Below are 15,472 nucleotides of genomic sequence, written 5' to 3' on the forward strand. Positions count from 1 at the left end.
GCGGCGCCCTTATGACGTCAGCTTGTGAAGGTAAACTGCTGCGGCAACGCCGGGCCGGGGTTTGGCCACGACCAGCTATCCGGTTCCTTTTCCGGAACATTGCGCAGATTGTTGCGGATGATGCCAAAACCGCCCACCGCAAGGCAAAGGCCGATTGTCTCGAACTCTTCCGCCGCAATGTCGAAGATCTTCTTCATCGCCTCGCCGCGCTTGGCAAGGTCAGCGGTTGAGCGGGCCTCATCAAACAGCTTGAAGCGCTGCTTCTGGCTTTCCGGCGGTTCCTCGCCCTTCTGGCCGTTGGATGTGTACCAGAGCGCCCACGGAATGGCATAGCGTGAGCCCTGCGGGTGAAAGGCAAAGAAATCGCGTGGATCGAGCATCGGATCGAGACCCCCGGGACCGGGCCAGACGGCAGCGTCATGGGCGTTGTCATCGCCGCGGGTGTAATAGAGCGCGCGCTCGATGGTGTTGACCTTGATATCGACGCCGATCTGCGCCCATTGCGCCTTCACCAGTTCCAGCGCATCGACCAGATCGGGGTAGAGCGTCGGGATGACATCGATGGAGAAGAACACCGGCTGACCATCCGGGCGCAGGCGCATGCCATTGCCGTTTTTCTTGTCGTAACCGGCCTTGTCCAGAAGCGCATTGGCCTTTTCGGCATCGTATTCGACGTTCTGGCGTGCCAGCTTCTCGTGATACCACGGGTGTGTCGGGCGCGGACCGGCCTGATAACCCTCGCTTTGTCCGAAATAGACAATATCGATGATTTCCTGGCGGTTGAGCGCAATCGACAGCGCCTGACGGAAGGACTTGTCGGCAAACATCTTGCGCATCGCCGGGTCTTTGTGGGTGATGTTGAGATAAATCTGGCACTGCTGAGCCGCCGATGGCACCAGCGTCAACAGGCGATAATCACCCTTCTTCATGTTTTGCGACAGCGTCGGCTTGTTGGCGAGAACGCTGATATGGCGTTCCTGAATGTCGATCTTGCCGGAGATGACGTTGAGCATCAGGGATTCGACATCCTGCGAGATGCCGAAATTGACCTCGTCAATATAGGGCAGCTGGTTGCCTTCGGTATCCACCTGCCAGAAGTAGGGATTGCGCGTCATGACGACACGGGTGGCCCCACCGGAATAGGGTTCCTTGACCACCCAGGGGTCCAGCGTCGGCTTATCGACATTCGACCAGCGCGAGGGGATTTCGATATCGCCGCATTTGGCGCGGAAAAGCTCGGTCCAGCTGGAAACGCCAGCGGCTTTGACCTCGGCATCAAGCCCCGTATTGTATTTCGGCAGAAACTTGCTGCAATAATGCTTGGCAAACATGGTGGGGTGCTGGCCAAGCGGCGTGGCAAGGTTTTCCAGATAGAGCGCGTTGGGTGCAGCAAAGGTGAACTTGACCGTGAAATCGTCAATCTTTTCAACGTCAACCGCCTTGCCTGCAACCGCAAGCTGGGCCGGCGTGGCGCTGTAAAGCTCCTTGTTCTTGATGCAGTCCTCGATTGCGAAAACCACGTCATCTGCGGTGAAGGGATGACCATCCGACCATCTGGCACCCTGCAACAGATGGAAGGTAAACTGGGTGGCGTTGTCGTTCACCTCCCATTTTGTGGCAAGGTTCGGCAGGACCTCCGTGAAGTCCATGTTCCAGCGCACGAGGCTCTGATTGCCGACCATGCGCAAGATGCCGTTATGATCCGATGAGCCGCGAAGTCCGCGACGCAGCGTTCCGCCATAGGTGCCGGTCTTTTCAAGCGGTGTCACCACCATCGGATTTTTCGGCAGTCGTTCGGCCAGTGGCGGCAGCTTGCCATCCTTGACCAATGCCGCAAGGGCTGGCGCTTCCTTGCCCGCTGCCGCAAGGGCTGAGCCGCCCATCAGCGACATGGCGGCGACGCCTCCAAGTCCGGCTACAAAGGTACGGCGTGTCACGCTTGGCGACAACAGTTCCCCATCGCTCATCGATTATCCTCCCATAAGTTGACCGGCAGCGATGCGGCTTTCACCCCATCGCAAAGGCCCTCCCGGCCAGCCAGCATGCCAATCCTCCATCGGCACCCGGACCATATGAGCGTTTTCAGATGATTACAAGTATTGACAGATTTTTACAGATTTTTTATTTATGGAGTTTGTATCAGAAATCTACGCGTAGCGAGCTTAAGGGTAATTCTTACCGTCCAAGGCCAACCGATAAGGCGCCAAAACAAGCTAGGGGATGAAAAGCTGCATAACGTCAATGGTAGACAGCAAGGTTGCTTCGATGAATAATCTGATAACGCCTGCGCCTTCTCGAAATGAGACCCGTTTGAGTGACATCGTCTACGAGAAGATCGTGGGGATGATCACAGATGGGCGCTTCGCCCTGAACGAGCGACTGCCTGCCGAACAAAGCCTCGCTTCAATGTTTGGCGCTTCCCGACCTGTTGTCAGAGAAGCATTGGAACGACTGCGCAACGACGATCTCATCGTTTCGCAAAAGGGCTCGGGTTCCTATGTGCGACAACGCCCTGATTCCTCCGTGTTGCAACAGGTTCCTGTGGGCTCCCTGGCCGACGTACAACGCTTCTTCGAGTTCAGATCCGGCCTGGAAGCATCCGCTGCGGAATTGGCAGCGCGCAACTGGCAACAGGTCGATAGAACGCGAATCGAGCAGGCAATTGCCGCCCTGGAACTGTGTCTCGATCGAGGCGACCTTGGCGCAGAGGAAGACTTCGCGCTGCATGAGGCCATTGCAAAGGCGAGCCACAACCAGTTCCACATCACGGTGCGTTCTTGGTTCAAACCCCATTTTTCCATCGGCCAATCCGTGACCCGCAGTCTCAGTCTCAAACGCACGCCCCAGCACGTTCGCGAGGTGCAGAACGAGCACACCGCCATCGTTGAAGCTATTTTCTCGCGCCGAGACCAGTCCGCTTACGACGCGATGAAGGACCACATCCTCAAGGCACGCGCGAGGATGTTTCAAGGTGTGGGAGGCTGATGCATGACCAGAAGTCCTGATAAACGACGCAACACGAATGACGGAGGAAAATTCTTGAACCAACCGCGCATAATCGAACCCAGCATCCGCACATTGATAGAAGCACCATTGCGCGTGGGTGAATCGCCCACATGGGACGAGCGGAGCGGCGATCTTTGGTTCGTAGATATTCTCGCTCCCGCAATGTTCCGTCTAACCTCTAATGGAAAACTCGACCGTTACGATATGCCAGCGCAGATTGGATGCCTGGGTCTGTGTGAGGGCGGCCTGATTGTCGCAGCTCTCAAGACCGGGGTTCATCTCTTCGATCCCAAGACCGGCACGCTCGATTTTTTTTGCGATCCGGACGGTGGGCGTGCAGATAGCAGGCTAAATGATGGGAAGGTCGGCCCGGATCGTCACTTCTGGGTTGGCACAAGAGATGAAGCCGAAACGCCAACGGGTAATGCTCGCCTCTACCGCGTTTCGTCAACCGGCAATGTTGAATGCGTCATCGACGGCGACATGCTGACATCGAACGGGTTAGCCTGGAGCCCGGATGGAAAGCGCATGTACCACTCCGACAGCAGCGGCCTGATGCTTCAAAGTTTCGACTTCGACGTGGAGACGGGCGCGCTCGGACCAGCGAAACGCCTTCATGACTTTCTGCCGGATGAAGGCAGGCCGGATGGAGCGGCGGTCGATAGCGAGGGGTGCTATTGGAGTGCCGGTGTTCAAGCTGGCAGGTTGAACCGGTTCTCACCTGATGGCGAATTGTTTGAAGTCTACGCCTTGCCGTTCAAGGGGCCGACAATGCCATGCTTCGGCGGCCCGGACCTTAAAACCCTCTACGTCACCAGCCTGGTGACGAACACGGATGGAATAACAACAAAGGGAACGTTGGTCGCCTTTGACGCACCCGTTTCGGGCGCCGTCGTTCACAAATTTTCAGTCTGACGACACGTTTTAACACCTCCGGAGATCAACCGATGACGACATTTGACTTTTGCGCGGCGCTGCACGGGGTCTCCGGCGTGCCAGTAACCGCTTACGATAGCGCTGGCGAGGTCATTCAACGTCACTGCCGAGGCTTGTGGTCGCGTGGCAAAGGCCGGTATCCACAACATCGTTGCCGCTGGTAATACCGCGAGTTCTACGCGTTGACACCTGTTGAAATCCTGAACGTTTATGAGGCTGTAATCAAGGGCGTTGGTGGCCTTGCACAGCGATCGGTCCTATGGCGAAGCCCTCAACCCGCAGCTTGCATTGATGATTGTCTTCGATACTGCCGATTGTTCCCATAAAGTCGATCCAGACAACGATGCCGTGACTGTTTTCCAGATGTCAATCTTGTTGGCCTTGGGTGGCGATAGCGAATGCCAAACCGAACCCATGGCCTCTTCCACCTTCGCCATCGGTATTTTTGCTTGTAATGCAGCCAGATCCACCGTCTCACCCGCCGCCATGCCTTGACCTTTATCCGCGATGGACAGGGCCAGGAGGGTGCCACCTACCAGAAGTTCCCTTTTTCGCATGAGCCTTGCCCACCCAAAAACCAAGCCGCGTGTCGCATCAATGCGTCGATCCACTCACGTCGGATAAAACTGCTGCTGCACAATTCACGACACCGTGTCCCGTGGCCTACGCGGAATAGAAAGACTTCTTAAAACCAGATGGAAATCAACAATCGTCATTGACCTTCGAACTGAAGTGTTACCGTAACGTTCAGCCATGGCGGAAAACGTCGGCGTTATCTTGCCGTTCTCGCAGCCCCTTATACGCGGCATGACGCAGCTTGCCATCGGCGGTCCACGCCCGAAACTCGATTTCCGCAATCAAGGTCGGATGAACCCAGACGATATCGCTCTTTCCAACGTCATCCACCGGTAGCGTTTTCTGTTTCCACCGGAGCTTGTCGAGCATCTTTCGAAGCTTGAGGGCCTCGGTTTCTTTGAAACCCGTGCCGACGTTGCCGACATAGACAAGTCCTTCACCGCTATATGCGGCGAGCGCCAGAGACGCGATGCCACCGGATGATCCTGTTGAGGTCTCATAGCCCGCGATGAAAAATGCTTCGCTCTGGACGCATTTGAGTTTCACCCAATCCCCGGTTCGGCCAGATCGGTAGGGCGCATCGAGATGCTTGCCGACAATGCCTTCGAGACCAAGGCTGCGCGTGTGCTCGAGCAGGGTGATGGGATCAGCGTCGATCGTTTCCGAGAGTTGGATGGCGCCGTTCTGGTCCTTCAGGGTATCCTCGAGCAGGTTCCGACGCGATCGGTATTCGATACCGCGCAGATCATGCCCATCGAGGTAAAGAAGATCGAACGCGTAGAGGATGGCATTCGAGGCACGATTTCCCGCGGCTTTGCCGGAGGCGCCGAGCGATTGCTGCAGCATCCCGAAATCCGAGCGACCTTCCGCGTCGAGTATGACGGCCTCGCCGTCGATGATCATCGTCGCCGGTCCAAGCGCGCGTGCCGCTTGTTCGATGGCTGGGAACCGGTGTGTCCAGTCATGGCCACCGCGGGTCAGAACTCGCACACCCTGCGGTTCGATATGAACAGCAAGACGGTATCCATCCCATTTTACCTCCCAGGACCATTCCGGCCCTTGGGGCGGCTTTGCCTTCAATAGCGCGAGTGTTGGCTCAACGCGGTCGGGCATGGGATCGAATAGCAGCTGCGGCTGAGCCGGGTTTCGCTTGCGGCGCGGCTTGGAGCGGATCGGGGCTTCGGTCTCACGGAGGAGCGGCTTTGATCTGGGAGGCTTCGTCATCCGAGTAGTTCATCAGAAAAACCTTAATAACATTGTGACGATGTGCATGTTGTCCTCGATACTCACCAATCAGAGTACAAGTTGGTATAAGCCGTCCAACTGCATAGAAGCCCTGCTTCTATCGAGGATATGAAAGTTTCCATCCGGCTTGGCCGCCTCGGCTCACCAAAAGACGTCGCCAACGCCTTCCTATTTCTGGCGTCAGATGATGCCAGCTACATAGCCGTCACGACAATGGTAGTCGATGGCGGGCAACTGTTGCTGGAAGGTGCGGATTTCCGGCTTCTGCCTCCCTAAAACGGCCCTTATTCGCTCCCCGGCGATGCGGTGTCTCGTATGGCTCTCATAATCTCGGGAACCCCTGTGACTTGCGCGGGTTATTTATGCACGACCCCAACGAGGAGTAGAACATGCCTAATAACAATGATCTCTCAACCGATCCAGGATCCTCACCACGAGGCCCGACATCAACTCCCGGAATTCCAGACCGTGTTCAGGAAAAGCCTCCGACACCTTCCGTTCAAGACCCGGCCGATAGCAAAAATCCAAACGATCCTACGCTTGATCCTGCTCTTTTGCCGATAGGTGACCCCGCTGGCGCGGCGTAAGCCAAAATACCTTAGATTCAAGGCGCTTGAAGAACGTTGCTCACGGAGCTGGTTTTCAGGCGCTTTTTCATTCGTGTTTGGAGGGGTTGGTCGAAGTATACGGTCAAAGCATATGAGATAAAGACCGTTGCCACTATCAGGGTCAGGCCAGCCGGGATTGTCCAGCCTGCGTCGCCGGCACGGGGCACGAGAACTACCGTCCACGCAAGCAGTGAGATGTGCAGCACGTAGACTGCGTAAGACGCTGTTCCCAGAAAGCTCGAGACCCGATCAAGCCAGCCGCCCGGTTCGATTTCTGACGCGACAGTTAAGAGGTTTGGCCAGACACGCAACACAATGACGACGTCGAATAGCGGGCGAATTTCGAAACATCGTCGGGAACAGAGCTGTGATTGCGTCGTGGCATTCCTCAACCGGCTAGGCGATCATTGCTCTTATCGTCAGCGCAAGCAGTGAGACCGCCGCCAACCCTCCAAGCCACAAAAGGACAAACCATCCGAGGCGATGAAGCCAGGTCATCAGTGGTACCCCTCTTCGGGATCGATCTTTCCTCGGAAAACCCAATAGGTATAGGCCGTATAGGTGAGGATGATTGGGATCAAAACAAGTGTTCCGACAAGCGTAAACTGCAGGCTTTTATCCGGCGCGGCGGCCTCGGCAATGGTCACGGACGGAGGTATTATGTATGGCCAAAAGCTGATGCCGAGACCGATGAAAGCAACCACGAACAGGCCAAGCGAGCAGAGAAACGGCGAGACGTCTCTGCGTAACGTGAGGCCGCGTTCCGCGCCCCAGACCAACGTGACGACAAGCATAGGAACAACGATTGTCCACAGGTTCATTGGCCAGCTAAACCACCTTTGAAGGTAGGTCGTGCTTTCATAGGGTGTCGAGAAGCTGACTGCCAACATGAAGGCCAAGGTCGCCAACCCGAATCTTCTGGCCAGTTTGCGCATTCTTTCCTGTAACATACCCGCCAGCTTCATATGCAGCCATGCTGCGCCCAGCAGTGCATAGCCCGTCGGCACAGCCAGTCCCACCAGCATGGAAAATGGCGTGAGCCAGTCCCAGGTTCCGCCGACGTAGGCGCGCTCCTGAACGTCAATGCCCTGAACAAGGGCGCCAAGAATGAGGCCCTGACAAAACCCAGCAGCAAGGGATCCCCCGAAAAATGCATGATCCCACAACCGTCTCCAACGAGAGGTTCGCCATCTGTATTCGAAGGAAACACCACGAAAGACCAGCGCGAGCAGCATCCCGATAACTGGAATATAAACAGCCGGCATGATAACGGCATAGGCAAGCGGGAAAACTGCAAAAAGGCCGCCGCCTCCAAGAACAAGCCAGGTTTCGTTGCCGTCCCAGATTGGCGCAACCGAATTCATCATCAGGTCACGCTCTTGTTCATCGCGCGAGAAGGGAAAGAGTATTCCTACGCCAAGATCAAAACCGTCCAATATGACATAGGTCAAAACTGCGAAGGCGATGATGCCGGCCCATATCGTTGATAGTTCTAAACCGAACATGTCAGTCCTCACGATTTTTAGGGTTCTCGGTCAGGCCAGGTGTGATGCCCGCCGTTCTGATCGGGCCGTCTCGCAGGCCGAGCCTTGGCGTACCTGGTGTTTTCCCTATCATGCGTAGAAGGTAGAAGGTCCCGGCGCCGAAGACGAAGAAGTAGACGATGATAAACGCGATAAGTGAGACCGCTACGGCGTGCACCTCAAGGCCCGAGTGGCTCTCCGATGTCCGCATCAGGCCGTAGATCGTAAAGGGCTGTCGGCCCACTTCTGTCGTGATCCAGCCTGCAAGAACGGCTAGGAATCCTGCAGGTCCCATCACGATTGCGACAGTATGCAGCCAACGGGAATTGTAAAGAACGCCCTTCCACCTGGCCCACAGCGAAAGCAGGCCAAGCGCGAGCATCGCAAATCCAAGTGCCACCATGACCCTGAAAGACCAGAAAACGACGGCAACAGGTGGTTGATCTTCACGCGGGATTGTTTCCAGCCCATCAAGGGGTGCATTCAGAGAATGTTTGAGGATCAGACTTGAGAGCTTGGGAATGGCGATCATATGGTCCATTCTTTGCTCCTCCTGGTTTGGAATTCCAAACAGGATCAAGGGAGCGCCGTTGGGGTGACTTTCGAAATGGCCTTCCATGGCCATAATCTTTGCTGGTTGATGCTCCAGCGTGTTGAGGCCGTGTAGATCCCCGGCAAATATTTGTATGGGGGCCACAAGGGCAAGCATCCACATCGCCATGGAAAACATGCGACGGGTGGCCATGTTTGTTGGCTCACGCCGCAGATGAAATGCTCCGGCCGCCCCAACCACCAGCGCTGTCGTTAAAAAAGCTGCAAGCGTCATGTGAACCAGACGATAGGGAAAGGAAGGGTTGAAGATGATGGCCCACCAGTCGTCAGGCATGAATTGCCCGTTCGGCGCAATCGAGTAGCCTGTCGGCGTTTGCATCCAGCTGTTGACAGACAAAATCCAGGTGGCGGAGATCAGCGTTCCAATTGCGACCATCGCGGTTGCAAACATGTGCAGCCCATTACCAACCCTCTTGCGCCCAAACAGCATAATTCCGAGAAATCCGGCTTCGAGGAAGAAAGCGGTCAGCACTTCATAGGCCATCAATGGCCCTATCACGGGTCCGGCCCGGTCAGAAAAAACCGACCAGTTCGTTCCGAACTGATAGGACATGACAATCCCAGAGACGACCCCCATGGCAAAGGCGACGGCGAAGATTTTTTTCCAGTGGTTGAACAGGATCAGATAGGTCTCATCGCCTGTGCGCAGCCATTGGGCGTTCAGGACGGCCAGAAAGCTTGCGAGCCCGATCGAGAATGACGGGAAAATAATATGGAACGAAACGGTGAAAGCGAATTGCAGTCGGGCGAGGAGCTCGGCGGTCATGTGTATTTCTCAGCGTTATCTAAGGCATTATTTGCGTGCGATAATTTAGACAATTGGGACACGCCCTGGCCAATCGGCATAATGTCCTAGGACAAAATGTCTCGGAAAGCGCCAACCTCTCAGCCGTGCGTTTCGGATGAAAGAACCGCGCGCTTATGTTCGCTGGACGTTGCCGTCACGACCAGTACGAGGACGCTTATTGGAGGGTAACTTTCGCCCGTTGGTCAGGCTGACCGATGTGGGGAATTACCTTCCAGGAGAACAGCCCAAGCGCTATAATGAGGACTATTGCTACCCCAATTGCGACCATTAGAAGTTGCCCGTCGCTCTTGATCATTTTCCCCCCTTGCGGAATTTTGATGAAATGACCGCGAGCCTTAGCGGACATCTGCTGGTGTATGGGGAGAATACTTAAGTCGCGTGAATTGGACACTGGGCATTTTGTCCTATCGGGCGGAGAGACGGCTTGTCGGAGGCGACGCAGATTTGGTGCAAAGTCCGCTCACACTTCTCATGGGCAGCTATCGGTATTCTGGAACTCAACTCCGGGACTAAGCTGCAACATCCTGCGCTTGGACAATTTGTCCGAGGGCATTGTGTCGCAGAGTAATATCTTCTTTTTGTCTCTATTCGGGTAGGGTACGCCCGACATGAACGGCGCTGTCAAACTCATGAACGGTCAAGAGCTATGCCATATAACAGCCAGCACGTTGATAATGATGATTTCTTGATCGACACCAATTTGAGTCTGATCGTCACCTTGCGGTGGGTGGCTATTACAATTCAGTTGATCGCGATCTTGCTGGCAGCGTCTGTGCTAGAGATCGACCTTCCCATCGCACAGATGTTGGCGATCGTGGTCGTTCTTGGCATCATCAATGCGATCACCTGGCTTCGGCTGCGTCGCGATAGTCATCTGCCGGAAGCTTCAATTCTCCGCGCGTTCGTCATCGATACTGTTGGGCTGTTTTGCCTTTTGTACCTCTCTGGCGGGGTAAACAATCCCTTCGTTTCGCTTTTTCTTGTTCAGGTCATCGTTGCCTCTGTTCTCTTGAAGGACTGGAGCATCTGGTTTCTGGTCGCGCTCACAACGTTATTTTACGTCTCTCTTGTCTTCTTTTACAGGCCACTCGATTTACCCCATCTGCACGGAAGTGGCTTATACGATCTGCATCTTCAAGGCATGTTCCTATCTCACGTGATCGCTGCGGTTCTGGTCGCCGTCTTTATCAGCAAAATTCACAGAAATGCCGTTGCAAAGGATCGGTTGATCTCGACACTGCATCTGCGTGCGGTCGAAGAAGAGCAGATCGTGCAGATGGGTTTGTTGGCTTCGAGCGCTGCCCATGATCTTGGAACTCCATTGATGACCATGGAAGTTGTTCTGTCCGACTGGGAAAAAATGCCAGACGTTGATAAACACCCGGATCTGCGTCAGGACATTGATGATATGCGCGCTCAGATTAAGCGATGCCGGAACGCCGTCACGGCAATCCTCTCTTCGTCCGGGACCCCACAAGCAAATGGAATCGTCAATGAAAATCTCAAAGATTTCGTCGACGACATCGTGCACGAATGGCAATCTTCCAAACGAGATGCAAAGCTCGACTATGCCAATCTTTTGCGCCCGGATCAAAAGGTCGTTTGCGATAAGGCTTTGCGCACAGCCGTCCGAACGCTTTTGGACAATGCCTACGACGTGTCTTCCAAATGGATCGGTGTTGCAGCAAGCGAGGTCGATCGTAACCTGACAATTTCAGTTAGTGACGCTGGACCTGGTTTTACAACCCAAATCCTCTCGGACGTGGGAAAGCCTTTTGCCACCACGAAAGACGGTACCACCAGAGGCATGGGTCTTTTCCTTGCGTCCAGAGTTGCGCAGGCCCTCGGGGGATTTCTTGAAGCGCGAAACGGCGCGTTTGGTGGGGCGAATGTCACGATCAGTATTCCGATCAACAGTCTGGAAAGGTTAAGATGAGCGAACTGTTGATTGTAGAGGATGACGTGACACTGGCGAAAACTTTGAAGCGGTCCTTCGAGCGGAAGGGGTATAGGGTTCGCCATGCCGCCTGCTTGGCGGAAATGTCGCAACTCCTTGATTTCGCCCTGCCTGATTTCGCAATTGTTGACCTCAAATTATCTAGTGAGTCCGGGTTAGCTTGCGTTGAAGAGCTTGTCAGGCGACAGCCACACGTCAGGGCGGTGGTACTGACCGGCTTTGCAAGCATAGCGACAGCGATTGAGGCAATCAAGCTGGGGGCGTGTCACTACCTACCAAAACCATCCCCGATGGATGAAATAGAGCGGGCATTCCACAAGACCAAAGGTGAGGTCGATGTACCCATAAGTGAAAGGCAGCTGTCTTTGAAAGGCCTGGAATGGGAAAAAATCCATCAAACGCTGATCGCAACTGAATTCAACATATCTGAGGCTGCCCGACGATTGGGGCTGCATCGACGCACCTTGGCGAGAAAATTAGATAAAAGACACACGCCATAACGCGCTGAGAGCAATACGAAGCTTCAAGCATTCGTATGACCAAAAGGAGAAGAAAGCAGCTATCCTGAAAATTTGGCGGCGACGTGACTATTGCAGCAAAACTTTCGAGTGAGAACTTGCCATCCACATCGATGTTTCTCTCGTCCTACGCAGAGGGCCGAAGATTGGATAATCTTGACGTGCAGAACAGTCTCTCTGCGGATCAGCAACACTAAAAATTGACATTAGCATATTAGTGCCTCCCGTCGTATCGATTGGAGTGGCTTGCCGGCTGCCCCAATGAATGCGCGTCTCATTCTCTCGGCATCACCAAACCCAGTCTTTTCTGCAAGATCTTCAATCCGCTCGTTGGATGTTTGAACGCGGTCTCGCGTGACTTCAAGTCTTAGCTTTTCGACAACCTTCGATGGCGTCGAACCCATTTCTAATTTGAATATCCTGACGAAGTGTCTCGAGCTGACGCCCGCTTTTTCGGCAAGGGTTTCAACAGTGAGGCACTTGTCGAGATTTTCCCTGATCCACGACAGAAGGCTGATGAAGCGGCCGTCGGATAATTTACGCACCCTCGTCTTCGACCAGCGCTGCCGTACCCTGGGCTCCGGCATTAGGCGTTAAGTCGACATTCCGAAAGAAGATCTTGTGGAACGCGTCTGGATCACAGCCGCCGCGCCGGGCGATGCTTTCGAGTGGTGTTGGCGGGGCGAGCGTTCAGATCTCGACAGCAAGGTCTAGTCTATTGACGTCGCGGTGATGTAGATGCCAGAGAACGTTCCATGATCCCCGTTGCGCTGCCCCCCGCCGAAGTTCTTCTTCTTTTTGCCTTTTGCCTCGCCGCGACGCTGTTCTGGTCCGTGTGGACGTTACGGCTGATGGTTCGATTTGCCACAGGTCGCTGGTGCCGCCCTGCGATCCTGCCTTACGCGCTTAACACCGCGTTTGCACTTCTAACCTTGTGGCAGTTTGTGGACTTCTATCTCCAAATGAGGACCTATGAACGGGAGAGAGCGGCAATCTATCGCCCGGAACTGTCGGAGGCGGTGCGCCTAGGTCAGATCGACATGCCCGTTGGCACGAAACTCGAATTGGCCGTTGCGGATCAGAGGGATTCCTTCAATCGAGCCGTGTTCCCGACCCCCGTGCGCGTAGCAGATATCGATGCCGTCGAGGTAGCACGTTATGTCTCGATTAAAACCAGCGAAAACTACGAAATTGTGGGCTTTAATTCAGAGAATATGCGGATAACCGGCCACGGCATGACGATGCAGGCCGGCTGGCGGTGCGATGCGACGCAACCCGTAGAGTTTGATCTCAAGCCTGATGGTGGCATAGCTGCTTTCAGCAAATGTACGCTTGATGATGGCAATGTCGTTGATGGTATCACCTTGCCCAAAGGTACTTCGCTCCGTGCTTCGACCGGCAATGTCTATACCGATGGGTTCGTCGATTCCGACCGGTGGGTTCTCGACCCGCCAGTAGGCTTGACCGTCCGTATCGATGGTTTGGATCTTGAGGATGCGAATCTTAGCCTCGACCGAGAGCGAAAGCTTTATGAGGTTAGAAATGCTGTTCTTTCAAAAATGGCAACACGCGGGGAGCACCCTTATGTGGCGACGAGCCATATAAGCTACAATCCGCGGCACTTCCGGGAATCCTATTCGAATGTTTGGTTGATAACCCCGCCTCAAGATCGCAAGGGTTCACAGCTGGTATCACCTGATACCATCGTGCAGGACAGAGCCGGAAGAGTATTAGCGAAAATTACTGACTAGACGCGTTGATGTATAGCGTGTTTTCCGCATGCGACTAGATGAGGCTCGCATTCAGCGCTTGAGAGTAGCGTTTTATGAGACACAAACAAGTGCGGCGAACCGGGTCGCGCGGCGACGGCCTGGGGAATATGACGTTGAGGAAGTTCTTGAGCTGCACCTCATTTCGACCGGACAGTCGTGGAAATACACGAACTACATCTTGGTGGTCTCAATGTTTTTCTGCGCCCAACGGCCCAGTTCCGCTTCAACACAGCCATCTCAATTCCTTCAAAGCCTGTCTTAAACTGAGCATTTTCCACGGCAGCCTGATCTGGTGCCCTGGCAATGGCTGCAGCCAGAAATTCTGTGACAATGACGCGGATGCTCAGCTAGTTGGATATGCTGTGGGCAACCTGCTTCCCGGAGGACTGGTTATTGATCTCCACAGCGCGTCGTCGCGCAGTACGGCAGACGATCAATGTGTATAGAGAAACCGGCAAAGCCCGAGACAGACAAGCGAGACGGCAATCAGTACGTGTCACAAGACCTGATTTACAACATGGAAAGCCCTTGGATGCGCAGCAGCGCCTGCTCATTGCCGGTAAGATAGCAGGAAATGCTCTGATTGGCGTCGCAATCTACACGCATTGTGCGCCTTCAGCATAGCCGATCAAAAACGAGCAGGAAGGTCAAAGGCGATGAGAGACGTGATCAACAGAAGCGCGCCGGTGAAAATCTTGCAGAAAGCGTGTTCGAAGGCTTCCCGGATATCTCGCCTGCCAGAACCTGTGCCGTTGAAGGCCCTAATGTGAAGCCGTGATGACCGTGGCCAAAGTTACACCAGATGCCGTCGGTGCCAGGCAACTTGCCGATGACGGGCAACATGTCAGGCATGCAGGGTCTCCAGCCTGCCCAAGGTTCATGTTCGACCGGGCTTCCCAGATCCAGTACTTCACGTGCCGACTTCTCACCCCGTTCCAGTTGCTTTGAGGTTTTGGGTGCATTCGGAAAACGCGCGATTTCTGCGCCGGTCGTCAGCCGCAAGCCCTGCGTCATCGGGCAGTAAAGGACCGCCGCCGCCAAGTCGAAAAGCGGGCGGGTGGGTAGGGAAGGGGCATCATAGTGACGGTGATAACCGCGCTTGTATATCATCGGGAAGACATGCCCGAAGCGGCGCAAAAAGTTTGGTGACCAGCTTCCAAGAGCGACCACTATATTTTCAGCCTTCACTACGCCACCATCGTTCAACTTCATCTGCCAGCCTGCTCCAGATGCGGCGAGCGTTGTGGCATCTCCTTGTAGCAGGCTGCCGCCTCGGCTCTGAAAGAGATCGGCATAAGAACGCACCAAAGCAGCGGGGTCGATGCAACTGCGGCTGGCAAGCCAATGAATGGCACCAGCGAAATCCCGTTGCAACACGGGCTCTTCTCTTCGCAAATCTGAGTTGTCGAGAATGTTCGCCTGTACTCCATACTCGCGCGCTAAACGCTCGGCGTTCTGTGCGTCCTTGTCGAATGCAGATGAACCCCGATGCATCTGGATATATCCGGTTCGTCTGATAAGCCCCTCGGCTCCGGACGCTTGGATGAGTTGATCGTGGGTTATGCCGGAGGGTTCGATGACTGTGCGGTAGACCGATGAAATCTCTCGATGCCGAAGAGGTGCCGAGTTCAGAAAATACGCTGCCAGCGAGCTGGCAGCGGCGGGAAGAGCAGCGAGCTGGTAGTTTACGGAGTTGTCCAGCCCGAACGCCATACGGACCAGGCTCACGGGATCGCGCGGAAAGCCATAGGGTTCGGTGGCCTCGACCTGGATAATACCTGCGTTCCCGTAGCTGGCCTCACTGGCTGAGGGATTACGGTCCACGATAGTCACGTGATGCCCGCATTCCTGCAAGGCCAACGCGGTCGTCACACCGACCATGCCCGCGCCGAGAACGATAAAATCAGTCAT

The 15,472-nt window shown here is 54.8% G+C and carries 12 protein-coding genes and 3 pseudogenes; 8 read left to right on the top strand and 7 right to left on the bottom strand.

The window, feature by feature from the left end:
* Positions 1 to 17: 17 nt before the first annotated feature.
* On the bottom strand, positions 18 to 1,967 hold the full coding sequence (locus tag IFT53_RS17380) for an ABC transporter substrate-binding protein (RefSeq protein ID WP_192068150.1): 1,950 nt from the start codon (positions 1,965 to 1,967) through the stop codon (positions 18 to 20).
* Positions 1,968 to 2,265: 298 nt separating this feature from the next.
* Here IFT53_RS17380 and IFT53_RS17385 point away from each other — a divergent pair, with 298 nt between their 5' ends.
* From IFT53_RS17385 to IFT53_RS17395, 3 genes and pseudogenes are all read left to right on the top strand, one after another.
* Complete coding sequence (locus tag IFT53_RS17385; RefSeq protein ID WP_192068152.1) at positions 2,266 to 2,985, top strand: FadR/GntR family transcriptional regulator; 720 nt, start codon at positions 2,266 to 2,268, stop codon at positions 2,983 to 2,985.
* Positions 2,986 to 3,039: 54 nt separating this feature from the next.
* Positions 3,040 to 3,921, top strand: a complete 882-nt coding sequence (locus IFT53_RS17390; protein ID WP_192068154.1) for an SMP-30/gluconolactonase/LRE family protein — start codon at positions 3,040 to 3,042, stop codon at positions 3,919 to 3,921.
* Positions 3,922 to 3,953: 32 nt separating this feature from the next.
* A pseudogene (locus IFT53_RS17395) lies at positions 3,954 to 4,187 on the top strand (dihydrodipicolinate synthase family protein); the annotation flags it as partial.
* Between the two features lie 12 nt (positions 4,188 to 4,199).
* On the opposite strand, the gene IFT53_RS17400 reads toward IFT53_RS17395, so the two are convergent.
* A complete protein-coding gene (locus IFT53_RS17400) occupies positions 4,200 to 4,499 on the bottom strand; it encodes a hypothetical protein (protein WP_192068218.1) in 300 nt (99 codons plus the stop codon).
* Between the two features lie 190 nt (positions 4,500 to 4,689).
* Positions 4,690 to 5,742, bottom strand: a complete 1,053-nt coding sequence (gene ligD, locus IFT53_RS17405) for a non-homologous end-joining DNA ligase (RefSeq protein ID WP_192068156.1) — start codon at positions 5,740 to 5,742, stop codon at positions 4,690 to 4,692.
* Between the two features lie 90 nt (positions 5,743 to 5,832).
* Between ligD and IFT53_RS17410 the strand changes: the two are divergent.
* Together IFT53_RS17410 and IFT53_RS24070 are read left to right on the top strand one after the other, a co-directional pair.
* Positions 5,833 to 6,039 (top strand): annotated as a pseudogene (locus IFT53_RS17410) (SDR family oxidoreductase); the annotation flags it as partial.
* A 113-nt stretch (positions 6,040 to 6,152) separates the two neighbouring features.
* Positions 6,153 to 6,350 (top strand): hypothetical protein, encoded by a 198-nt coding sequence (locus IFT53_RS24070; RefSeq protein WP_342365866.1) that lies wholly within the window; start codon positions 6,153 to 6,155, stop codon positions 6,348 to 6,350.
* Positions 6,351 to 6,868: 518 nt separating this feature from the next.
* On the opposite strand, the gene cydB is transcribed toward IFT53_RS24070, so the two are convergent.
* Together cydB and IFT53_RS17420 are read right to left on the bottom strand one after the other, a co-directional pair.
* Positions 6,869 to 7,876 carry a cytochrome d ubiquinol oxidase subunit II gene (gene cydB, locus IFT53_RS17415; RefSeq protein WP_192068159.1) on the bottom strand — a complete coding sequence of 336 codons (1,008 nt, stop codon included), beginning with the start codon at positions 7,874 to 7,876 and terminating at the stop codon, positions 6,869 to 6,871.
* Position 7,877: 1 nt separating this feature from the next.
* A complete protein-coding gene (locus tag IFT53_RS17420) occupies positions 7,878 to 9,272 on the bottom strand; it encodes a cytochrome ubiquinol oxidase subunit I (RefSeq protein WP_192068160.1) in 1,395 nt (464 codons plus the stop codon).
* A 688-nt stretch (positions 9,273 to 9,960) separates the two neighbouring features.
* Between IFT53_RS17420 and IFT53_RS17425 the strand changes: the two genes are divergently transcribed.
* Both IFT53_RS17425 and IFT53_RS17430 read left to right on the top strand, forming a co-directional pair.
* Positions 9,961 to 11,250, top strand: a complete 1,290-nt coding sequence (locus IFT53_RS17425; RefSeq protein ID WP_192068162.1) for an ATP-binding protein — start codon at positions 9,961 to 9,963, stop codon at positions 11,248 to 11,250.
* On the top strand, positions 11,247 to 11,771 hold the full coding sequence (locus IFT53_RS17430; RefSeq protein ID WP_192068164.1) for a response regulator transcription factor: 525 nt from the start codon (positions 11,247 to 11,249) through the stop codon (positions 11,769 to 11,771). Before IFT53_RS17425 ends, IFT53_RS17430 begins: the two co-directional genes overlap by 4 nt.
* 224 nt (positions 11,772 to 11,995) lie before the next feature.
* On the opposite strand, the pseudogene IFT53_RS17435 reads toward IFT53_RS17430, so the two are convergent.
* Positions 11,996 to 12,328, bottom strand: a pseudogene (locus IFT53_RS17435) (helix-turn-helix domain-containing protein); the annotation flags it as partial.
* A 216-nt stretch (positions 12,329 to 12,544) separates the two neighbouring features.
* On the opposite strand from IFT53_RS17435, the gene IFT53_RS17440 reads away from it, so the two are divergent.
* A complete protein-coding gene (locus IFT53_RS17440; protein WP_192068167.1) occupies positions 12,545 to 13,540 on the top strand; it encodes a hypothetical protein in 996 nt (331 codons plus the stop codon).
* A 690-nt stretch (positions 13,541 to 14,230) separates the two neighbouring features.
* Here the strand turns inward: IFT53_RS17440 and IFT53_RS17445 are convergent.
* Positions 14,231 to 15,472 (bottom strand): NAD(P)/FAD-dependent oxidoreductase, encoded by a 1,242-nt coding sequence (locus tag IFT53_RS17445; RefSeq protein WP_192068169.1) that lies wholly within the window; start codon positions 15,470 to 15,472, stop codon positions 14,231 to 14,233.

The sequence above is a fragment of the Rhizobium sp. CFBP 13644 genome (assembly GCF_014842165.1).
GTDB classification, from domain to species: domain Bacteria; phylum Pseudomonadota; class Alphaproteobacteria; order Rhizobiales; family Rhizobiaceae; genus Agrobacterium; species Agrobacterium tumefaciens_C.